The following is a 21,853-nucleotide window of genomic DNA, read 5'->3' on the forward strand; positions in this document are numbered from 1 at the left end:
GGGGGCTACGCCCAGTCCCAGGCGATGCCCAGGAGCCCGCGCCGCACCCCCGGCTCCACCAGGTGCACGGCACGGTGGCGGCCGCTCGGCGTCAGGTCCGCCAGCCCGCTGCGCGGTGCCCCGGGGCCGGACCGGCTGAACCGGCGGCAGCGCACCGGCAGCGCCGCCTCGTCGAAGCGGACCTGGAGCACGTACTGACCGCCGCTGTAGCTGAACCCGCGCACGTACTCGGAGCAGCGGCCGCCGGTCCCGTCCTCGAAGCCGTAGCCGAAGACGTACGTGTCCCCCGCGCGCAGCCGGGCGTCGAAGAGCAGCTCGGCGACCAGCACCTCGGCCTCCCGGTGCCAGCGGACGCGTCCGGTCCGGCAGTTCTCGTCGGCCCGTACGCGGACCCGGGCCGGGTCGCAGCCGGGATCGCCGTGGTGGACGGCGAGGTACCGGTCGACTCCGTCGCGGTGGGCCCGTACGACGTGCTGCGACTCGCGGTCCAGCAGCTCGCCGCCCGCCCCGATCCGCACCCTCTCGTGGTGGCCGACGGTGTGCAGGCCGCCGTCGGCGGGCAGTTCCATGCCGGCCAGCAGCCCCTCCACTGCCGCACCCACGCTGACCAGGGCCCGGTACGAGCGGGCCGACGGGCGGACCGCTCCGGGCCCGGCGGCGCCCTCGGGCACGGCCAGCAGCCGCAGCAGGGTCCCCTCGGGCAGTTCCAGGATCTGCTCCAGGGCCCGTACGGCCTTCAGGGACTCGGGGCGGCGCGGCCGGCGGGCGCCCTGCTGCCAGTAGCTGAGGCTGGTGACGCCGAGCTTGATGCCGCGGGCCGCGAGCCGGTGCTGTACGCGGTGCAGGGGCAGCCCGCGGGCGGTGAGCGCGGCGCGCAGCGCGAGATGGAAGGGCCCGGCGCGCAGCAGGTGCCCCAGCTCCTGCGTGCCCGACGCGCTCTCCCCGGTCGACCGCATGACTGCTCCTCCTGTGAACATTCACGTGAGGTGGGGCGGGAGAGCTCGCCGGTGGCACCCGGGGGCCAGGTGAAAGGACGGCAGTCATTCACACTGCGGTCCCGCCGTTCACACTGCAATGTCACGGCGTATTGAAGCCTGTTGACCTGATCGCGACAACACCCCGATGCTCCTCAGCAGCGTCCGGACGCGCTCCTCCATCCCCAGCCTCCCCGGCCCCGCCGGGGGGATCCCCACACGGGAGGAACGCGATGCGCAACCGAAACCGGCGGCTTTCCCTCGCCGCCGTCGTCACCGCCGTGCTCTTGGCCCTGCCCACCGCCACCGCCACCGCCACCGCCGCCGGCTCCGGCACCGAAACCCCCACCGATGCCGGCACCGCCACCGGCTCCGCCCTGGCCTACAAGCGCCTGAACATCACCATGCAGGCGCAGCAGAAGACCAACTGGTGCTGGGCAGCGAGCGGCAACACCATCGCCACCTGGTTCGGCCGCACCTACACCCAGAACCAGTTCTGCAATGCCGCCTTCAACCGCCCGCAGGGCTACGACTGCCCCAACAACCAGGCCACCCTCGGTGATGTCCAGACCGCCCTGAGCTGGGCCGGCATCAGCTCCGGCTCGTACGTGAACGGCTGGCTCCGCTACCCCACCGTGCAGAGCGAGATCGATGCGAACCGGCCGGTCGAGACCCGGATCCAGTGGTCCGGCGGGGGTGGCCACATGCACGTCCTCTACGGCTACGACACCGCCAACAGCTGGGTCTACTGGGGCGATCCGTGGCCGTCCGGCGACCGCTACAACTGGGCCTCGCACGCCTGGTACGTGGACAACAGCACCTTCTCCTGGACCCACTCGCTCTACCGGATCGGGGCGTGACCGCCATGACCAAGCGCGCCGCCGCCGCGGTCCTCGCCGCGACCGCCGTCCTCGCCCTGGCCCCGCAGGCCTCGGCGGCCCCGGTGCCGCAGCCTCCGTCCGTCACCGCCGGGACCAGGGCCGCCGCCGCGCAGGCGGCCACTGCCCCCGACACCCTGGCCACGCTCTCCCGCTTCTTCGCCCGCGAGGGCAAGGTCGCACCGGATGCCGCCCGGCCGCGGATCGAGGGCGAGGTGATACCCGTGAGCTACCTCTCCCCGGACTTCGTGGCGGGCAGGGCCGGGGCACCCGTGGCCCGGCTGGAGTTCCTCGCCGGCAAGGCGGTCTCCTCCGACGGGCAGCAGGCCGTGCTGTGGACCGCCCGCACCGAAGCGGGGTGGCAGGTCGTGAACATCGCCACCGGCGACGACGAGTTCCGCTACGCGCAGCTCGGCGCCGCGAAACTGCCCGGCGGCACGGTGTTCCGGGAACCGCAGACCGACGCCTGGTACGTGGCCGCGGGCAGCCGCGTGCTGCCGCTGGACGAGGACGCGGTCCGGGCGGTCGGGGAGGGCGGCACCACGCTGGCCGCATACCGGACCCGGGTCACGAAGGCGTACGGGGACAAGCTGCCGGGCTCGGCGTACGCGAAGGGCGGCAAGGCCGGCGGGTACGCCGGGCCACAGGCCGCGGAGCCCGCCGTGGCTCCGGCCGCCGCAGCGGGCGCGCTGGCTCTGGCCGCTCTCGGCGCGCTTGCGGTGCGCCGGGCCCGGCGGAGGCATGTGACGGCCTGACCTGCCGGGCGCGGCCCGCACGACCCGGGTGGCCCGGCGGCCGCCCGGGCCCTGCGGGTGCCGACTCCCCACCCCGCCCTTCTCCCTCCCCCGGACTCCGGCCGGGGCCCACCGGGCTCATCCCGCAGCCCGGCCCTCGAACGCCGGGCGGGCCGGGATACCCCGGGCTCCGCCCGGACCTCTGCGTCTCAAGGCTCCGGGTTGTCGGTGGGCGCCAGTAGGGTGGTTGGCATGGCCGACCCTTCCAGCTACCGCCCCGCGCCGGGGCAGATCCCCGACTCCCCGGGGGTCTACAGATTCCGCGACGAGCACCGCCGGGTGATCTACGTCGGGAAGGCCAAGAGCCTGCGCCAGCGCCTGGCCAACTACTTCCAGGACCTGGCCGGCCTGCACCCCCGTACCGCCACCATGGTGACCACGGCCGCCTCCGTCGAGTGGACCGTCGTCTCCACCGAGGTCGAGGCGCTCCAGCTCGAATACTCCTGGATCAAGGAGTACGACCCCCGGTTCAACGTCAAGTACCGGGACGACAAGAGCTACCCCTCCCTCGCCGTGACCATGAACGAGGAGTACCCGCGGGTGCAGGTCATGCGCGGCCCCAAGAAGAAGGGCGTCCGCTACTTCGGCCCCTACGGGCACGCCTGGGCCATCCGCGAAACCGTCGACCTGATGCTGCGGGTCTTCCCCGTCCGCACCTGCTCCGCCGGGGTGTTCAAGCGCTCGGCGCAGATCGGCCGCCCCTGCCTGCTCGGCTACATCGGCAAGTGCTCGGCGCCGTGCGTCGGCCGGGTCACCCCCGAGGAGCACCGGGAACTGGCCGAGGACTTCTGCGACTTCATGGCCGGCCGCACCGGCACCCACCTCTCCCGCCTCGAACAGCAGATGCACGAGGCCGCCGAGGAGATGGAGTACGAGAAGGCCGCCCGGCTGCGCGACGACCTGGGGGCGCTGCGCCGGGCCATGGAGAAGAACGCCGTCGTGCTCGCCGACGCCACCGACGCCGACCTGATCGCGGTCGCCGAGGACGAGCTCGAAGCCGCCGTGCAGATCTTCCACGTACGCGGCGGCCGGGTTCGCGGCCAGCGCGGCTGGGTGACCGACAAGGTCGAGGCCGTGGACACCGCCGGACTGGTCGAGCACGCCCTCCAGCAGCTGTACGGGGAGGAGAAGGGCGAGGCCGTCCCCAAGGAGGTGCTGGTCCCGGCCCTGCCCGAGGACACGCCGGTCCTGGGCCAGTGGCTCACCGAGCGGCGCGGCGCCCAGGTCAGCCTGCGCATCCCGCAGCGCGGGGACAAGAAGGCCCTGATGGAGACCGTCCACCGCAACGCGCAGCAGTCCCTGGCCCTGCACAAGACCAAGCGCGCCAGCGACCTCACCACCCGCTCCCGGGCCCTGGAGGAGATCGCCGAGGCCCTCGACCTGGACAGCGCGCCGCTGCGCATCGAGTGCTTCGACATCTCGCACCTCCAGGGCGACGACGTGGTGGCCTCGATGGTCGTCTTCGAGGACGGACTGGCGCGCAAGAGCGAGTACCGGCGCTTCCAGATCAAGTCCTTCGCGGGGCAGGACGACGTCCGCTCCATGCACGAGGTGGTCTCCCGGCGCTTCCGGCGCTACCTCCAGGAGAAGCTGAAGACGGGGGAGTGGTCCCCGGAGGAGGGCGAGGACCCCCTCGCCGAGGACGACGGGCGGCCGAAGCGCTTCGCGTACCCGCCGCAGCTCGTCGTCGTCGACGGCGGGCAGCCGCAGGTGGCCGCCGCCAAGCGGGCCCTGGAGGAGCTCGGCGTCGACGATGTGGCCGTGTGCGGTCTGGCCAAGCGGCTGGAGGAGGTCTGGCTGCCCGGCGAGGACGACCCGGTCGTGCTGCCCCGCACCAGCGAGGGGCTGTACCTGCTCCAGCGGGTCCGTGACGAAGCCCACCGGTTCGCAATCCAGTACCAGCGCAACAAGCGCGGGAAGCGGCTCAAGGCCGGCCCGCTGGACGAGGTGCCCGGCCTCGGGGAAAGCCGCAGGCATGCCCTGGTCAAGCACTTCGGTTCGGTGAAGAAGCTGAGACAGGCGACAATCGACCAGATCTGTGAGGTCCCGGGGATAGGCCGCAAGACGGCCGAGACCGTGGCCGCGGCCCTTGCCCGGTCGGTTCCCGCTGGTCCTGCCGTCAATACGGCGACAGGAGAGATCATTGAGGATGAGCACCCCGCGCCGGCGGGGACATCGTCCGAACGGGGGACCGAGCAATGACCGAGCACGCGTCCGAGCATGATTCCGAGCGCGAGGCCGAGCAGACGACCGAGCCGAAGACCGAGCACGACCGAGACGGAGCACAGGTGAGTACGGGCACGACAGTGGAGCCCGGAGATACCGCCGAGGCGGCCATCCCCGAGCTGGTGATCATCTCCGGGATGTCCGGGGCGGGCCGCAGTACGGCGGCCAAGTGTCTGGAGGACCTCGGCTGGTTCGTCGTCGACAACCTCCCGCCGGCCCTGATCCCCACCATGGTGGAGCTCGGCGCCCGCTCGCAGGGCAACGTCGCGCGCATCGCCGTCGTCGTCGACGTCCGCGGCCGCCAGTTCTTCGACGCCCTGCGCGAGTCCCTCGCCGACCTCGACAGCAAGGGCGTCACCCGGCGCATCGCCTTCCTGGAATCCTCCGACGACGCGCTGGTCCGCCGCTTCGAGTCGGTGCGCCGCCCGCACCCGCTCCAGGGCGACGGCCGCATCACCGACGGCATCGCCGCCGAGCGCGACCTGCTGCGCGAGCTGCGCGGCGACGCCGACCTGGTCATCGACACCTCCAGCCTCAACGTGCACGAGCTGCGCGCGAAGATGGACGCCCAGTTCGCGGGCGACGAGGAGCCCGAGCTGCGGGCGACCGTCATGTCCTTCGGCTACAAGTACGGCCTCCCCGTCGACGCCGACCTCGTCGTCGACTGCCGCTTCATCCCGAACCCGCACTGGGTCCCCGAGCTGCGCCCCTTCACCGGCCTCAACCCGGAGGTGTCGGGCTACGTCTTCAGCCAGCCCGGCGCCAAGGAGTTCCTCGACCGCTACACCGAGCTGCTCCAGCTCATCGCCACCGGCTACCGCCGCGAGGGCAAGCGGTACGTGACCATCGCGGTCGGCTGCACCGGCGGCAAGCACCGCAGCGTGGCCATGTCCGAGAAGCTCGCCGCCCGCCTCGCCTCCGAGGGAGTCGAGACCGTCGTGGTACACCGGGACATGGGGCGCGAGTGACCGGACGGACCCTGCGGCTGCGCCGCCTGCGCCGCCTCACCTCGGGGCGGGGCGAGGACGGCGCGGGCCGCACCGGGCTGCGCCGCGGCGCAGCCCCCAAGGTGGTCGCACCCAAGGTCGTCGCCCTCGGCGGCGGCATGGGCCTGTCGGCCTCCCTGGCAGCCCTGCGCCGGATCACCGGCGAGCTCACGGCCGTGGTCACCGTCGCCGACGACGGCGGCTCCAGCGGCCGGCTCCGCGAGGAGCTCGGCGTGCTGCCGCCCGGCGACCTGCGCAAGGCGCTGGCCGCGCTGTGCGGTGACGACGACTGGGGCCAGACCTGGGCCCGCGTGATCCAGCACCGCTTCCAGTCGGCCGGCGCCCTGCACGAGCACGCGGTCGGCAATCTGCTGATCGTGGCCTTGTGGGAGCAGCTCGGCGACCCCGTCCAGGCCCTCGACCTGGTCGGGAAGCTGCTGGGCGCGCAGGGCCGGGTCCTGCCGATGTCGGCGGTGCCGCTGGAGCTCCAGGCGCTGGTGCGCGGCCACGACCCGACCCGGCCGGGCGAGGTCGACACCGTCCGGGGACAGGCCACGGTGGCCACCACCCCCGGCGAGGTGCTCTCCGTCCAGGTCGTGCCCGGCGATCCGCCGGCCGTGCCGGAGGCCGTCGCGGCGGTCCTGGACGCCGACTGGGTCGTGCTCGGTCCGGGGTCCTGGTTCTCCTCCGTGATCCCGCACCTGCTGGTGCCGGAACTGCTCGACGCGCTGATCGAGACCAAGGCCCGACGGGTCCTCTCGCTGAACCTCGCGCCGCAGCCCGGTGAAACAGAGGGCTTCTCTCCGCAGCGTCATTTGGAGGTTTTGGCCCGACACGCCCCTAAACTCGCCCTGGACGTGGTGCTGGCCGACGAGGCCGCCGTGCCCGACCGCGAGTCCCTCGCCGATGCCGCAAAGCGGTTCGGTGCCGCGGTCGAGCTGGCGCCGGTGGCCAGGGAAGACGGCTCTCCGAAGCATGATCCGGAGCTGCTCGCCGCCGCGTACGACCGTATTTTTCGGATGCATGGAAGGATCGGCCCATGGCGATGACGCCAGCGGTGAAGGATGAGATCTCCCGGCTCCCCGTCACCCGGACCTGCTGCAGGAAGGCGGAGGTCTCGGCGATTCTTCGGTTCGCGGGCGGGCTGCACCTGGTGAGCGGGCGGATCGTCATCGAGGCGGAGCTGGACACCGGGATCGCTGCGCGGCGCCTGCGCAAGGACATCCTGGAGATCTTCGGCCATTCCTCGGACCTGGTGGTCATGGCTCCCGGTGGTCTGCGCCGCGGCAGCCGGTACGTCGTCCGGGTCGTGGCCGGCGGCGACCAGCTGGCGCGCCAGACGGGCCTCGTGGACGGCCGCGGCCGCCCCATCCGGGGTCTTCCGCCGCAGGTGGTCTCCGGGGCCACCTGTGACGCGGAGGCGGCCTGGCGCGGCGCCTTCCTGGCCCACGGCTCGCTCACCGAGCCGGGCCGGTCCTCCTCCCTGGAGGTGACCTGCCCCGGTCCGGAGGCCGCCCTGGCCCTGGTGGGCGCCGCCCGCCGGCTCTCCATCGCCGCCAAGGCGCGCGAGGTGCGCGGGGTGGACCGCGTCGTGGTCCGCGACGGCGACGCCATCGGCGCCCTGCTGACCCGGCTCGGCGCCCACGAGTCGGTCCTGGCCTGGGAGGAGCGGCGGATGCGGCGCGAGGTGCGCGCCACCGCCAACCGCCTCGCCAACTTCGACGACGCCAACCTGCGCCGCTCGGCGCGGGCCGCAGTGGCCGCCGGGGCCCGGGTCCAGCGCGCCCTGGAGATCCTCGGGGAAGAGGTGCCGGAGCACCTCGCGGCGGCCGGCCGGCTGCGCATGGAGCACAAGCAGGCCTCCCTGGAGGAGCTGGGCGCGCTCGCCGACCCGCCGCTGACGAAGGACGCGGTCGCGGGCCGGATCCGCCGTCTGCTGGCGATGGCCGACAAACGGGCCCAGGACCTCGGCATCCCGGGCACCGAGTCGAACCTCAGCGAGGACCTCGCCGACAACATGGCCGGATAGGCGGCGCCCCGCACCCGTACGCCCGCCCGTACGTCTCCCGTACGTCTCAAAGGGGCCCGCACGTCACACGACGCCGTCGTCACACGTGCGGGCCCCTTTGAGACACGCCCCATTGACATGAGCATCGCCCGATCGTGAGCCTGTCGTCCGAACGCTTTCGTGGCAGACGACGCCCAGGGGGGCACATGAGGCACCGCGCGAGATCGATCCTCGCCGCAAGCGCACTCGTCTTAGGAACCACACTGGCCGCCCTCCCGGCGGCCCATGCCCGGCCCGCAGCGGACGCCGCACCCGGCGCCGACGAGGTCCGGGTCTACGACGCGGACGTCACCAAGGAGCAGATCCCGCTCCTCCTCGCCGCGGGCCAGGACGCCCACGAGCTCACCGAACGCGCCCCGGAGACCGGGACCGCCAAGGTCGAGCTGTTCCTCACCGGCGGCCAGGCCAGGGAGCTCGCGGGCCAGGGCGTCAAGCTCGCCGAACACGAGGTCCCCGCGGGCGCCGCCCGTTCCCGGGTGGCCGGCGACGGGGTCTTCCGCCCGTACAGCGGCAAGGGCGGACTCCGGGAAGAGATCCTCAAGACCGCCCAGGCCAACCCGGGCCTCGCCAAGGTGGTCTCCATCGGCAAGACCGTCCAGGGCAAGGACATCCTCGCCCTGAAGGTCACGAAGAACGCCCGCACGACCAAGGACGGCGCCAAGCCGTCCGTGCTCTACATGTCCAACCAGCACGCCCGTGAGTGGATCACCCCGGAGATGACCCGGCGGCTGATGCACCACACCCTCGACAACTACGGCAAGGACCAGCGCATCACCAAGCTGGTGGACTCCACCGAGCTGTGGTTCCTGCTGTCCGCCAACCCGGACGGGTACGACTACACGCACGCCCCCGACGGCGACCGGCTGTGGCGCAAGAACTTGCACGACAACAACGGCGACGGCAAGATCACCCCCGGCGACGGGGTCGACCTCAACCGGAACTTCGCCTACAAGTGGGGCTACGACAACGAGGGTTCCTCGCCGAACCAGTCGAGCGAGACCTACCGCGGCCCCAAGCCGTCCTCCGAGCCGGAGACCGTCGCCCTCGACACGTTCGAGAAGCGCATCGGCTTCAGGTACGCCGTCAACTACCACTCCGCCGCCGAGCTGCTGCTCTACGGCGTGGGCTGGCAGGTGGCCACCCCGACCCCGGACGACGTTGCGTACAAGGCCCTCGCCGGCACCCCGGAGAACCCGGCGATCCCGGGCTACTACCCGCAGGTCTCCTCCGAGCTCTACACGACGAACGGCGAGGCCGACGGCCACGCCGCCAACGTCAACGGCGTCATGATGTTCACGCCGGAGATGACCACCTGTCAGACGGCCTCGGCGAGCGACCCGAACGACCGGTGGAAGCCCGAGGACTGCCGGTCCGGCTTCAACTTCCCGGACGACGAGAAGCTCATCCAGGCGGAGTTCGCCAAGAACATCCCGTTCGCGCTCGCCGTCGGCGAGAGCGCCGCCCACCCGGACCAGCCGAAGTCCTCCGTGGGCCTGAGCGCCGCGGACTTCACCCTCGACCCGTTCACCACCTCCTACGCGGCCAAGGGCGAGGACCAGACGGTCTCCGTCACGGCCCGCAAGGCGCTGAAGGACAAGCAGCTCAAGTTCCGCATCAACGGCGGCCGCACGCACGACGACGGGCTGAAGGCCTGGAAGGGCGGGGACGTCTACGGCGGCGACGACAACAACTGGTTCGACGCGTACCGGGCCAAGGTGGACGGCGCCAGGCCCGGCGACAAGGTCGAGGTCTGGTTCACCGGCCGCGACCGCTCCGGCAAGCAGGTCTCCAGCGAGCACTTCACGTACACGGTGGCCGAGCGGCCGCGCGCCGACGTGCTGGTGATCGCGGAGGAGGGCGCCAAGGCCCAGCACGCACAGGAGTACGTCGACGCCCTGCGCGCCAACGGGAAGTCCGCGGCGGTCTGGGACGTGGCGGCGCAGGGCGCCCCGCACCACCTGGGCGTGCTCTCCCACTTCCGCACGGCCGTGCACTACACCGGCGCCAAGACCCCCGGCGGCGACACCCAGCTGGCCGTGCGCGACTTCCTCAACGAGGGCGGCAAGCTGATCGAGGCGGGCGAACTCGCGGGCGGCAACGTCCAGGTGGGCCGCGCTGTGACGAACGACTTCAGCCAGTACTACCTCGGCGCCTACAGCCGTACGAGTGCCGGCGGCGGCACCGGCTTCACCGGTACGGGTGCGCTCGCCGGCGCCAAGGGCGGCCTGGGCGACGCGGCGGGCAACCCGTTCAACGCCCCCGGGTCCTACGCGGTCACCTCCGACTCCCTGCCCGCGGCGCAGTTCCCCCAGTTCAAGAGCGCGCAGGCGGGCCAGTACGCCGGGGTCGTGAACCCGTACGCCCCCTACGCCGGCGGATGGATGGCCGCGGCCACCCACGAGGACGACGAGTGGAAGCGGCTGACCCGCACGGTCGACCTGACCAAGGTCACCGCCGCCGACAAGCCGCAGCTCAAGATGGCCCTCAACTGGAACACGGAGCAGGGCTACGACCACGCGGTCCTGGAGGCCCACACGGCCGGCGCGGAGGACTGGACCACCCTGCCCGAGGCGGGCGGCCTGAGCAGCGCCGCCGTCCCGGCGGAGTGCGAGGCCGGGTTCTTCGTCAACGGGCACCCCTTCCTGAAGCACTACCTCACCCTCGACAGCGCGGGCTGCGCCGCCAAGGGCACCAGCGGCTCGTGGAACAGCTTCACCGGCTCGTCGGACGGCTGGAAGCAGGTGTCCTTCGACCTGAGCGCGTACGCGGGCAAGACCGTTGAGGTCTCCCTCTCGTACATCTCGGACGGGGGCGCCGGCGGCCGCGGCCTCTTCGCGGACGAGGCACGCGTCTCCGTCGGCGGTTCCGACCAGGCGGTGGAGGGATTCGAGACCTCGCTGGGGACCTGGACCGCGCAGGGCGCACCGGCCGGCAGCCCTGTGGTTCCGGGCGATTGGTCCCGGTCCGGGGAGCTGTTCAAGTCATACGCCGCTGTCACTACGCGTAACACGGTGCTCCTCGGTTTCGGCCTCGAACACCTGCCGGCGGCGGCGGACCGAGCCGTACTCGTCGGTAAGGCGCTCAGGTCGCTACACCGCTGATCATAAGAGCCCCCGTCGCTCACTCTGAGTGACGGAGATCGTAGTCCCCGGGGTCCTGTGCCGATCGCACGGTACGGGGCCCCGGCAGCGGTCCCCCCACGTGGCAGGGGGAGTGTCAGGTCCCGGCCGATGTCACTCAAAAGCTCACGGAGAGGTAGGGTCGTAAGCGGTCGGGGACATCCCATACAGCTCGCCGGCGGACTTACCGGCGCACCAACGAGGAGATCGGTTCGTGACGATCCGCGTAGGCATCAATGGTTTTGGCCGAATTGGCCGCAACTACTTCCGGGCGCTCCTTGAGCAGGGAGCGGACATCGAGATCGTCGGTGTCAACGACCTGACTGACAACGCCACCCTGGTGCACCTGCTCAAGTACGACACCATTCTGGGCCGCCTCAAGGCCGAGGTCTCCCACACCGACGACACCATCACCGTCGGCGGCAACACCTTCAAGACGTTCGCCGAGCGCGACCCCGCGAACCTCCCCTGGGGCGAGCTGGGTGCCGACATCGTCATCGAGTCGACCGGCATCTTCACGAAGAAGGCCGACGCCGCGAAGCACATCGCCGCGGGCGCGAAGAAGGTCCTCATCTCGGCCCCGGCCAAGGACGAGGACATCACCATCGTGATGGGCGTCAACCAGGACAAGTACGACGCGGCCAACCACCACGTCATCTCCAACGCCTCCTGCACCACCAACTGCGTGGCGCCGATGGCCAAGGTTCTCGACGAGAACTTCGGCATCGTCAAGGGCATGATGACCACGGTCCACGCGTACACGAACGACCAGCGCATCCTGGACTTCCCGCACTCGGACCTGCGCCGCGCCCGCGCCGCCGCCGAGAACATCATCCCGACCTCGACGGGTGCCGCCAAGGCCACCGCGCTGGTCCTCCCGCAGCTCAAGGGCAAGCTGGACGGCATCGCCATGCGCGTCCCGGTCCCGACCGGCTCGGTCACCGACCTCGTCCTGGAGCTCTCCCGCGAGACCACCAAGGAAGAGATCAACGCTGCCTTCCAGAAGGCTGCCGAGGGCCAGCTCAAGGGCATCCTCGACTACACCGAGGACGCGATCGTCTCCTCCGACATCGTGAACTGGCCGGCTTCCTGCACCTTCGACTCCTCCCTGACCATGGTTCAGGACGGTACGCAGGTCAAGGTCGTCGGCTGGTACGACAACGAGTGGGGCTACTCCAACCGCCTCGTCGACCTGACCGTCTTCGTCGGCGGCCAGCTCTAAGTCTCAGGTAGCAGGGCAAGGCACCAAGAGGTGAGCACAGGGTCCGGTCAGCGCGATGGAGCGCTGCACGGGCCCTGTTGTCTGCCTCGGCAACACTGCCCCGCACCGGCAGAACCCGTGTATGGGGATAAGGAGTGGAAACACATGAAGACGATCGATGAACTGCTCGCCGAAGGCGTCGCCGGCAAGCGGGTCTTCGTCCGCGCGGACCTGAACGTGCCGCTCGCGGGCGCCACGATCACCGACGACGGCCGCATCCGCGCCGTGCAGCCGACCATCGCGAAGCTGGCCGAGGCCGGCGCCCGCGTGGTCGTCGCCTCGCACCTGGGCCGCCCCAAGGGCGCCCCGGACCCGGCGTTCTCGCTCGCCCCGGCCGCCGAGCGGCTCGGCGAACTCCTCGGCACCGAGGTGGCGTTCGCGACCGACACCGTCGGCGACTCCGCCAAGGAGACCGTCGCGAAGCTCACCGACGGCCAGGTCGCCGTCATCGAGAACCTGCGCTTCAACGCCGGTGAGACCTCGAAGGACGACGCCGAGCGCGGCGCCTTCGCGGACCAGCTCGCCGAGCTGGCCGACCTCTACGTCGGCGACGGCTTCGGCGCCGTCCACCGCGCCCACGCCTCGGTCGTCGACCTGCCCGCGCGCCTGCCGCACGCGGCCGGTCACCTCATCGCCACCGAGGTCGGCGTACTGAAGAAGCTCACCGCCGACGTCAAGCGCCCCTACGCGGTCGTCCTCGGCGGCGCCAAGGTCTCCGACAAGCTCGCCGTCATCGACGAGCTGCTCGGCAAGGCCGACCGCATCCTCATCGGCGGCGGCATGGCGTACACCTTCCTCAAGGCCAAGGGCTACGAGGTCGGCATCTCCCTGCTCCAGGAAGACCAGCTGGCCAAGGTCACGGAGTACATGCGGCGCGCCGAGGAGACCGGCGTCGAGCTGGTCCTCCCCGTCGACGTGCTGGTTTCCGCCGACTTCCCCGACCTGAAGACCAAGGCCCCGGCCGTCTTCGAGACCGTCGACGCGGACAAGATCCCCGCCGACAAGGAGGGTCTGGACATCGGTCCCAAGACCCGTGAGCTGTACGCGTCGAAGATCGCCGACGCGGAGACCGTCTTCTGGAACGGTCCCGTGGGCGTCTTCGAGCACCCCGACTACGCCGGAGGCACCCGCGCCATCGCGCAGGCCCTCGTCGACAGCAGCGCGTACACCGTGGTCGGCGGCGGCGACTCCGCCGCGGCCGTGCGCACGCTCGGCTTCGACGAGAACGCATTCGGTCACATCTCGACCGGTGGCGGCGCCTCCCTCGAATACCTTGAGGGCAAGACGCTCCCCGGCCTCGCCGCACTGGAGGTCTGAACCCGTATGACCACGCGTACCCCGCTGATGGCGGGCAACTGGAAGATGAACCTCAACCACCTTGAGGCCATCGCGCACGTCCAGAAGCTCGCCTTCGCACTCGCCGACAAGGACTACGACGCCGTCGAGGTCGCGGTCCTGCCGCCCTTCGTCGACCTGCGTTCGGTCCAGACCCTGGTCGAAGGCGACAAGCTGAAGATCAAGTACGGCGCCCAGGACATCTCGGCGCAGGAGTCCGGTGCCTACACCGGCGAGATCTCCGGCGCGATGCTCTCGAAGCTGAAGTGCACGTACGTGGCCGTCGGCCACAGCGAGCGCCGCCAGTACCACGGCGAGAGCGACGAGCTCTGCAACGCCAAGGTCAAGGCCGCCTACCGGCACGGGCTCACCCCGATCCTGTGCGTCGGCGAGGGCCTGGACGTCCGCAAGGCCGGACAGCAGGTCCCGCACACCCTCGCCCAGGTCGACGGCGGCCTCAAGGACGTCCCGGCCGAGCAGGTCGAGTCCATCGTGATCGCGTACGAGCCCGTCTGGGCCATCGGGACCGGCGAGGTCGCCACCCCCGAGGACGCCCAGGAGGTCTGCGGGGCGATCCGCGGCCGCCTCGCCGAGCTGTACTCGCAGGAGCTGGCCGACAAGGTCCGCATCCAGTACGGCGGCTCGGTGAAGTCCGGCAACATCGCGGCGATCATGGCCCAGCCCGACGTCGACGGCGCCCTGATCGGCGGCGCGGCGCTGGACGCGGACGAGTTCGTGAAGATCGTCCGGTTCCGCGACCAGTGAGCTGCGTGATCGTCGCAGTGAGTATGCGGTAGGGCGGATCCGTCGTACCCTTGCGGGGGCCAGGAGGCTGAACCACCAGCCACTGGCCCCCGCGCACATCCAGCAGAGCCGGACAGCCAGTACAGCCAGAAAGTAGGAATCAGCCGTGATTATGGGGTTCTCGATCGCCCTGATCGTCTTCAGCGCCCTGCTGATGCTGCTCGTGCTGATGCACAAGGGCAAGGGCGGCGGCCTTTCCGACATGTTCGGCGGCGGCATGCAGTCGTCGGTCGGCGGCTCCTCGGTCGCGGAGCGCAACCTGGACCGCATCACCGTGGTGGTGGGTCTCCTGTGGTTCGCCTGCATCATGGCGCTCGGCGTCCTGTTGAAGTAGGGAGCGGACGGTTCTGGCCATTCCGCCAGTCCGGCCGGCTCCACCCCGCCTATCATGAGGACGGCGTCCACGGCATGGAGTGAGTAACTCCATGTGATGGACGTGCGTTGGGCCTTACGTAGACTGGGGCGCCCGCGGCGGAAATCCACTCACGCTTCGCGGCACCATCACGCAGGGAGTTACGACCGTGGCAAGTGGCAACGCGATCCGTGGCAGTCGGGTCGGAGCGGGGCCGATGGGTGAGGCCGAGCGCGGCGAATCCGCGCCCCGCCTGCGCATCTCCTTCTGGTGCTCGAACGGGCACGAGACGCAGCCGAGCTTCGCCAGCGACGCGCAGGTGCCGGACACCTGGGACTGCCCGCGCTGCGGGTTCCCGGCCGGCCAGGACCGGGACAACCCGCCCGCGCCGCCGCGCACCGAGCCCTACAAGACGCACCTGGCGTACGTACGGGAGCGGCGCACGGACGCCGACGGCGAGGCGATCCTCGCCGAGGCACTCGCCAAGCTCCGCGGCGAGATCTGAAAGCGCGCGCGTGACGGTGTGACATCGGGCCCGGTCCGCAGGAGTTCTTCTCCAGCGGGCCGGGCCCTTTGCGTGCGCTGAGCCGCTTCCGATCCCTTAGGTTGGTGATCGGCGGGGCACGACAGGATGGAAGAAACGGGTTGATGTCCGAGATGAACGCAGACAGCCGTACGAGGCTCAACCGGACTGCCGAGTGGCTGGCACTCGGCAAGCACCGCGAAGAGCTGGGGCAGACGCATCTGCGCGAGCTGTTCGAGGCGGATCCGAACCGGGGCACGGGTTACACGCTGCGGGTCGGGGACCTGTACATCGACTACTCGAAGCACCTCGTGACCGACGAGACGCTGGAGCTGCTGCGGGAGCTGGCGGCGGCGACGGGCGTGGCCGAGCTGCGCGAGGCGATGTTCAGCGGCGAGAAGATCAACACGACCGAGGGCCGGGCGGTCCTGCACACCGCCCTGCGCGCACCCGCCGACGCGGTGGTCGAGGTGGACGGAGAGAACGTCGTCCCCGAGGTGCACGCCGTCCTCGACAAGATGGCCGGCTTCGCCGACCAGGTCCGGTCGGGCGCGTGGACCGGCTTCACGGGCAAGCGCATCCGCAACGTCGTCAACATCGGCATCGGCGGCTCCGACCTGGGCCCGGCGATGGCGTACGAGGCGCTGCGCGCGTTCACCGACCGCGCACTGACCGTACGGTTCGTCTCCAACGTGGACGGCGCCGATCTGCACGAAGCCGTACGGGACCTGGACCCGGCCGAGACGCTGTTCATCATCGCCTCCAAGACCTTCACCACCATCGAGACCATCACCAACGCCGAGTCGGCGCGTGAATGGCTGCTGGCGGGTCTCGGCGGTGACACCGCGGCCGTGGCACGGCACTTCGTGGCGCTGTCGACCAACGCCGAGAAGGTCACCGCGTTCGGCATCGATCCGGCCAACATGTTCGGCTTCTGGGACTGGGTCGGCGGACGCTACTCCTTCGACTCCGCGATCGGGCTCTCCCTGATGATCGCGATCGGGCCGGACGCCTTCCGGGAGCTGCTGGGCGGCTTCCGGACGATGGACGAGCACTTCCGCACGGCGCCGCCGGAGCAGAACGCACCGCTGCTGATGGGCCTGTTGGGCATCTGGTACGGCGCGTTCTTCGACGCGCAGTCGCACGCGGTCCTGCCGTACAGCCACTATCTCTCCCGCTTCACCGCGTACCTCCAGCAGCTGGACATGGAGTCCAACGGCAAGTCCGTGGACCGGGACGGCAAGCCGGTGGACTGGCAGACCGGTCCGGTGGTGTGGGGCACGCCCGGCACCAACGGGCAGCACGCCTACTACCAGTTGATCCACCAGGGCACGAAGGTGATCCCGGCGGACTTCATCGGCTTCGCCCGGCCGATCGGTGAACTGCCGCCCACGCTCGCGGCGCAGCACGACCTGTTGATGGCGAACTTCTTCGCGCAGACGCAGGCGCTGGCCTTCGGCAAGACGGCGGACGAGGTCCGCGCGGAGGGCGTACCGGAGCCCCTGGTCCCGCACAAGACCTTCCGGGGGAACCACCCGACCACGACGATCCTGGCGCAGGACCTCACTCCGGCGGTGCTGGGCCAGCTGATCGCCCTGTACGAGCACAAGGTGTTCGTACAGGGCGCGGTGTGGAACATCGACTCCTTCGACCAGTGGGGCGTGGAGCTCGGCAAGGTCCTGGCGAAGCGGGTCGAGCCGGCGCTGACGGACGGCGCCGACGTGCCGGGCCTGGACGCCTCGACGAAGTCCCTCGTCGCCGCCTACCGCTCGCTGCGCGGCCGCGCCTGATCCGCGGGCACCGCACGCAACGCCACGGCCGAAGGGCCCGCTCCCCGTGAGGGGGGCGGGCCCTTCGGCCGTACGGGTCAGGCCGAGGCCGGGGGGTACATCGACGACGGGAGTTTTGCGGCCGCCGCGCGGTCCAGCAGCCACAGCGTGCGCGAGCGCCCGTACGCGGCCGCCGCCGGGGCCTGGACCCCGCCCGCGCCGCCGAGTGCGATCGCCACCGCGCCCGCCTTGTCCTCGCCCGCCGCGAGCAGCCAGACCTCCCGGGCCGCCCGGATCGCCGGGAGGGTCAGCGAGACCCGCGTCGGCGGCGGCTTCGGCGCGCCGTGTACGCCGACCACCATGCGCTCGGTCTCCCGCGCCGCCGGGTGCTCCGGGAACAGCGAGGCCACGTGCGTGTCGGGGCCCACGCCCAGCATCAGCACGTCGAAGCGCGGCACCGGACCGTGGTCCTCCGGACCGGCGGCCCGGCGCAGCTCCTCCGCGTATGCGTCCGCCGCGGCATCCACGTCGTCCCCGTACGGGCCGTCCGAGGCCGGCATGACGTGCACCCGTGCCGGGTCCACCGGGACGGAGCCCAGGAGGGCCTCGTGGGCCTGGATGTGGTTGCGCTCGGGGTCGTCGGCCGGGACGTACCGCTCGTCGCCCCACCACAGGTCCAGCCGGGCCCAGTCGACGGCGTCCCGGGCCGGGGCCGCCGCCAGTGCGGCGAGCAGCCCGTTCCCGTTGCGGCCGCCGGTCAGGACCACCGAGGCGCTGCCCCGGGCCGCCTGCGCGTCCACGATCTTCGTGATGAGCCGGGCCGCCGCGGCCTCGGCCATCAGCTCCTTGTCCCGGTGGACGACGACCTGGGGAGTCGTCATACCCATGTGCTGCCGCCTTGTCGGTTGTGCGAGTGGGTGCCGATGCCGCTGCGCGGGGCCCTTCCCCACCCCGCCCTTCTCCCGTTCGCCGGGCTCTGCCCGGACCTCCCCCAGCGGTAGCCGGGGGAGAAGGGGCGGGGCGGGGAGAGAGCCCCGCGCAGCGGGTACGGCTACTTGGCCGTGGCCTTCTTCGCCGGCTTGGGGGCCGGCTTCGCGGCCGCCGGTGCGGCCTCGGCCTCGGCCTTGGCCGGAGCCGCCTCCTTCGCCGGAGCCGGAGCCGCCGCCGGGACCTCAGCCGCCAGCTTCCCCACACCGAACTTCAGCGAGGCCTCGAAGGTGTTGTCCGGGTCGAGCCGGCGCAGCTCCTCTGCCAGCAGCTCGGCCGTGTCGCGGCGCTTGAGCGCCACCGCACGGTCGGGCTGGCCCGGCATGCACAGCGTGGCCAGCGAGCCGTCGGCCCGGTCCAGGACGATGTCGCCGTCCTTGGTCTCCAGCCGGACCGACGTCAGGCCGGGTCCCTGCGAACGGGTCCGCTTGACGGGCACCTGGAGGCGGTCCGCCAGCCACATGGCCAGCAGCTCGCAGCTCGGGTTCTCGTCCTCGCCCTCGACGACCGCCGAGGTGACCTTCAGGGCCTGCTGGTCCAGCGCGGCGGCCAGCATCGAGCGCCACGGCGTGATCCGGGTCCAGGACAGGTCCGTGTCACCCGGAGCATAGGCCGCGGCCCGCTCCCCGAGCGCCTGCTGAGGGTTCTCGCAGGCGTACGTGTCCGAGATCCGGCGCTGCCCGAGCGCACCCAGCGGGTCGCCCGCCAGGTCCGACGGAGCACCGTCCGGCCACCAGACCACGACGGGCGCGTCCGGCAGCAGGAGCGGGAGAACCACCGACTGGGCGTGGTTGACCAGTTCACCGTGAAGGCGGAGCACCACCGTCTCGCCGGTGCCGGAGTCCGCCCCGACGCGGACTTCCGCGTCGAGACGGGCGTCGCGGCGGCTGCGCGGCGAGCGGCTGACCCGCTTGATGACGACGATGATCCGCGAAGGGTGTTCGTGGGACGCGTCGTTCGCCGACTTGAGCGCGTCGTACGCGTTCTCCTCGTCGGTCACGATCACCAGCGTGAGGACCATGCCGATGGCCGGCGTGCCGACGTCCCGGCGCGCCTGCACGAGTGCGGCGTTGATCTTGCTGGAGGTGGTCTCCGTGAGGTCGATCTTCATGGCCGGCGCCAGCTCCGTCCGTCTCGTGCGAGCATCTCGTCCGCCTCGACCGGCCCCCAGGTTCCCGCCGGGTACTGCGCGGGCTTGCCGTGCTTGTCCCAGTACTCCTCGATCGGGTCGAGGATGTTCCAGGACAGCTCGACCTCCTGGTGGCGCGGGAAGAGGTTCGCGTCACCCAGCAGGACATCGAGGATCAGCCGCTCGTACGCCTCGGGGCTCGACTCCGTGAAGGACTCGCCGTACGCGAAGTCCATCGTGACGTCCCGGACCTCCATGGAGGTGCCCGGAACCTTGGAGCCGAAGCGCACCGTCACGCCCTCGTCCGGCTGGACCCGGATGACCAGGGCGTTCTGCCCCAGCTCCTCGGTCGCGCCCGACTCGAACGGCAGGTACGGGGCCCGCTTGAAGACCACCGCGATCTCGGTCACCCGGCGGCCCAGGCGCTTGCCGGTCCGCAGGTAGAACGGGACGCCCGCCCAGCGGCGGTTGTTGATCTCCAGGCGGATGGCCGCGTAGGTGTCGGTCTTCGACTTGGGGTCGATGCCGTCCTCTTCGAGGTACCCGACGACCTTCTCGCCGCCCTGCCACGCCGCCGAGTACTGGCCGCGCACGGTGTGCTTGCCCAGGTCCTCGGGGAGCTCGACGGCCGTGAGGACCTTGAGCTTCTCCGCCACCAGCGCCTTGGGGTGGAAGGAGCCGGGCTCCTCCATCGCGGTCAGCGCGAGCAGCTGGAGCAGGTGGTTCTGGATGACGTCGCGGGCCGCGCCGATGCCGTCGTAGTACCCGGCCCGGCCGCCGATGCCGATGTCCTCGGCCATGGTGATCTGCACGTGGTCGACGTACGACCGGTTCCAGATCGGCTCGAACATCGTGTTGGCGAAGCGGAGCGCCAGGATGTTCTGGACGGTCTCCTTGCCGAGGTAGTGGTCGATCCGGAAGACCTCGTCCCGCGGGAAGACCTCGTGGACGACCTTGTTGAGCTCCTCGGCGCTCTTGAGGTCGTGCCCGAAGGGCTTCTCGATGACGGCACGCCGCCAGGAGCCCTCCTTCTGCGCCAGCCCGTGGTTCTTGAGCTGCTGGACCACCTTGGGGAAGAACTTCGGCGGCACGGAGAGGTAGAAGGCGAAGTTGCCGCCCGTCCCCTGTGCCTTGTCGAGCTCGTCGATCGTCGACTTCAGCGTCTCGAACGCCGCGTCGTCGTCGAAGTCGCCCTGCACGAACCGGCAGCCCTGTACCAGCTGCTGCCAGACCTCCTCCCGGAAGGGGGTGCGCGAGTGCTGCTTGACGGCTTCGTACACCTCCTGGGCGAAGTCCTCGTGCTCCCATTCACGGCGGGCGAAGCCGATCAGCGAGAAGCCCGGCGGCAGCAGTCCGCGGTTCGCCAGGTCGTAGATCGCGGGCATCAGCTTCTTGCGCGACAGGTCACCCGTAACGCCGAAAATGACCAGGCCGGACGGCCCCGCGATACGCGGGAGCCGCCGGTCCTGTGCGTCACGAAGCGGGTTCGCTCCGTTTACAGACAAAGTGCTCAGGCCTCCGTGGGGGCAAGGCGCTCAAGCTCCGCCTCGGTGGACTTCAGCAGGTCGTTCCAGGACGCCTCGAACTTCTCGACGCCCTCGTCTTCGAGCAGCTGCACCACATCGTCGTACGAGATGCCCAGCTTCGCGACCGCGTCGAGCTCGGCACGCGCCTGCTCGTAGGTGCCGCGCACGGTGTCACCCGTGATCTGCCCGTGGTCGGCGGTGGCCTCCAGGGTGGCCTCCGGCATGGTGTTCACCGTGTTCGGGGCGACCAGGTCGTCCACGTACAGGGTGTCCTTGTACGCCGGGTCCTTGACGCCCGTCGAGGCCCACAGCGCACGCTGCTTGTTGGCGCCGACACGCTCCAGGGCGTTCCACCGGTCGGAGGAGAAGACTTCCTCGTAGGCCTCGTAGGCCAGACGGGCGTTCGCGAGGGCCGCCTTGCCCTTCAGGGCCTTCGCCTCGTCCGAGCCGACGGCGTCCAGGCGCTTGTCGATCTCGCTGTCCACGCGGGACACGAAGAAGGAGGCGACCGAGTGGATCTCGGACAGGTCCAGGCCCGCGGCCTTGGCCTTCTCCAGACCCGCCAGGTACGCGTCCATGACCTCGCGGTAGCGCTCCAGCGAGAAGATCAGCGTGACGTTGACGCTGATGCCCCGGCCGATGACCTCGGTGATCGCCGGCAGGCCGGCCTTGGTCGCCGGGATCTTGATCAGCGTGTTCGGGCGGTCCACCAGCCACGCGAGCTGCTTGGCCTCGGCGACGGTCGCCGTGGTGTCGTGGGCCAGACGGGGGTCGACCTCGATGGAGACCCGGCCGTCCTGGCCGTCGGTGCGGTCGTAGACCGGGCGCAGGATGTCGGCGGCGTCGCGGACGTCCGCCGTCGTGATCATGCGGATGGCCTCGTCGACGGTGACCTTGCGGGCGGCGAGGTCGGCGAGCTGCTGCTCGTAGCCGTCGCCGCTGCTGATCGCCTTCTGGAAGATCGACGGGTTGGTGGTCACACCGACCACGTGCGACTGGTCGATGAGCTCGGCCAGGTTGCCCGACGTGATGCGCTTGCGGGACAGGTCGTCCAGCCAGATCGCCACGCCCTCGTCGGAGAGGCGCTTGAGTGCGTCTGTCATGGGAATTGCATCTCCTACT

Annotated in this window: 18 protein-coding genes; 13 read left to right on the forward strand and 5 right to left on the reverse strand. The window is 70.8% G+C overall.

What is annotated here, in order from left to right; translation table 11 throughout:
- Window positions 1–5 precede the first annotated feature (5 nt).
- Complete coding sequence (locus ABTY04_RS06990; RefSeq protein ID WP_352212289.1) at window positions 6–956, reverse strand: hypothetical protein; 951 nt, start codon at window positions 954–956, stop codon at window positions 6–8.
- Window positions 957–1,207: 251 nt separating this feature from the next.
- On the opposite strand from ABTY04_RS06990, the gene ABTY04_RS06995 reads away from it, so the two are divergent.
- From ABTY04_RS06995 to pgi, 13 genes are all read left to right on the forward strand, one after another.
- Window positions 1,208–1,834, forward strand: a complete 627-nt coding sequence (locus tag ABTY04_RS06995; protein WP_352212290.1) for a papain-like cysteine protease family protein — start codon at window positions 1,208–1,210, stop codon at window positions 1,832–1,834.
- A complete protein-coding gene (locus tag ABTY04_RS07000) occupies window positions 1,831–2,607 on the forward strand; it encodes a hypothetical protein (RefSeq protein ID WP_352212291.1) in 777 nt (258 codons plus the stop codon). The genes ABTY04_RS06995 and ABTY04_RS07000 overlap by 4 nt, the downstream gene beginning before the upstream one ends.
- A 231-nt stretch (window positions 2,608–2,838) precedes the next feature.
- A complete protein-coding gene (uvrC, locus tag ABTY04_RS07005; protein WP_352212292.1) occupies window positions 2,839–4,848 on the forward strand; it encodes an excinuclease ABC subunit UvrC in 2,010 nt (669 codons plus the stop codon).
- A complete protein-coding gene (gene rapZ / locus ABTY04_RS07010; RefSeq protein ID WP_352212293.1) occupies window positions 4,845–5,840 on the forward strand; it encodes an RNase adapter RapZ in 996 nt (331 codons plus the stop codon). Before uvrC ends, rapZ begins: the two co-directional genes overlap by 4 nt.
- On the forward strand, window positions 5,837–6,907 hold the full coding sequence (locus ABTY04_RS07015; protein WP_352212294.1) for a gluconeogenesis factor YvcK family protein: 1,071 nt from the start codon (window positions 5,837–5,839) through the stop codon (window positions 6,905–6,907). Before rapZ ends, ABTY04_RS07015 begins: the two co-directional genes overlap by 4 nt.
- Window positions 6,898–7,887, forward strand: a complete 990-nt coding sequence (gene whiA, locus ABTY04_RS07020) for a DNA-binding protein WhiA (RefSeq protein WP_030160342.1) — start codon at window positions 6,898–6,900, stop codon at window positions 7,885–7,887. The genes ABTY04_RS07015 and whiA overlap by 10 nt, the downstream gene beginning before the upstream one ends.
- 185 nt (window positions 7,888–8,072) lie before the next feature.
- A complete protein-coding gene (locus ABTY04_RS07025; RefSeq protein ID WP_352212295.1) occupies window positions 8,073–11,027 on the forward strand; it encodes a M14 family metallopeptidase in 2,955 nt (984 codons plus the stop codon).
- Between the two features lie 232 nt (window positions 11,028–11,259).
- Window positions 11,260–12,267, forward strand: a complete 1,008-nt coding sequence (gap, locus tag ABTY04_RS07030; protein WP_030160344.1) for a type I glyceraldehyde-3-phosphate dehydrogenase — start codon at window positions 11,260–11,262, stop codon at window positions 12,265–12,267.
- 144 nt (window positions 12,268–12,411) lie between these two features.
- Window positions 12,412–13,623 carry a phosphoglycerate kinase gene (locus ABTY04_RS07035; protein ID WP_352212296.1) on the forward strand — a complete coding sequence of 404 codons (1,212 nt, stop codon included), beginning with the start codon at window positions 12,412–12,414 and terminating at the stop codon, window positions 13,621–13,623.
- 6 nt (window positions 13,624–13,629) lie between these two features.
- Complete coding sequence (gene tpiA / locus ABTY04_RS07040; RefSeq protein WP_352212297.1) at window positions 13,630–14,406, forward strand: triose-phosphate isomerase; 777 nt, start codon at window positions 13,630–13,632, stop codon at window positions 14,404–14,406.
- A 145-nt stretch (window positions 14,407–14,551) separates the two neighbouring features.
- Window positions 14,552–14,779: a preprotein translocase subunit SecG gene (secG, locus tag ABTY04_RS07045; RefSeq protein WP_352212298.1), complete on the forward strand. Its 228-nt coding sequence runs from the start codon at window positions 14,552–14,554 to the stop codon at window positions 14,777–14,779.
- Between the two features lie 187 nt (window positions 14,780–14,966).
- On the forward strand, window positions 14,967–15,302 hold the full coding sequence (locus tag ABTY04_RS07050; protein ID WP_007263454.1) for an RNA polymerase-binding protein RbpA: 336 nt from the start codon (window positions 14,967–14,969) through the stop codon (window positions 15,300–15,302).
- Between the two features lie 152 nt (window positions 15,303–15,454).
- A complete protein-coding gene (gene pgi / locus ABTY04_RS07055; protein WP_352212416.1) occupies window positions 15,455–17,110 on the forward strand; it encodes a glucose-6-phosphate isomerase in 1,656 nt (551 codons plus the stop codon).
- 77 nt (window positions 17,111–17,187) lie between these two features.
- Here the strand turns inward: pgi and pgl are convergent, their stop codons facing one another.
- From pgl to tal, 4 genes are all read right to left on the reverse strand, one after another.
- Complete coding sequence (gene pgl, locus ABTY04_RS07060; RefSeq protein ID WP_352212299.1) at window positions 17,188–17,970, reverse strand: 6-phosphogluconolactonase; 783 nt, start codon at window positions 17,968–17,970, stop codon at window positions 17,188–17,190.
- Between the two features lie 170 nt (window positions 17,971–18,140).
- Window positions 18,141–19,187: a glucose-6-phosphate dehydrogenase assembly protein OpcA gene (opcA, locus tag ABTY04_RS07065; protein WP_352212300.1), complete on the reverse strand. Its 1,047-nt coding sequence runs from the start codon at window positions 19,185–19,187 to the stop codon at window positions 18,141–18,143.
- Window positions 19,184–20,710, reverse strand: coding sequence for a glucose-6-phosphate dehydrogenase (gene zwf / locus ABTY04_RS07070; protein ID WP_352212301.1), 1,527 nt, complete (start codon window positions 20,708–20,710; stop codon window positions 19,184–19,186). Before zwf ends, opcA begins: the two co-directional genes overlap by 4 nt.
- A gap of 5 nt (window positions 20,711–20,715) precedes the next feature.
- Window positions 20,716–21,834, reverse strand: a complete 1,119-nt coding sequence (gene tal, locus ABTY04_RS07075; RefSeq protein WP_352212302.1) for a transaldolase — start codon at window positions 21,832–21,834, stop codon at window positions 20,716–20,718.
- Window positions 21,835–21,853: the final 19 nt, after the last annotated feature.

The sequence above is a fragment of the Streptomyces sp. NPDC097981 genome (assembly GCF_040302565.1).
Classification (GTDB): Bacteria; Actinomycetota; Actinomycetes; order Streptomycetales; family Streptomycetaceae; genus Streptomyces.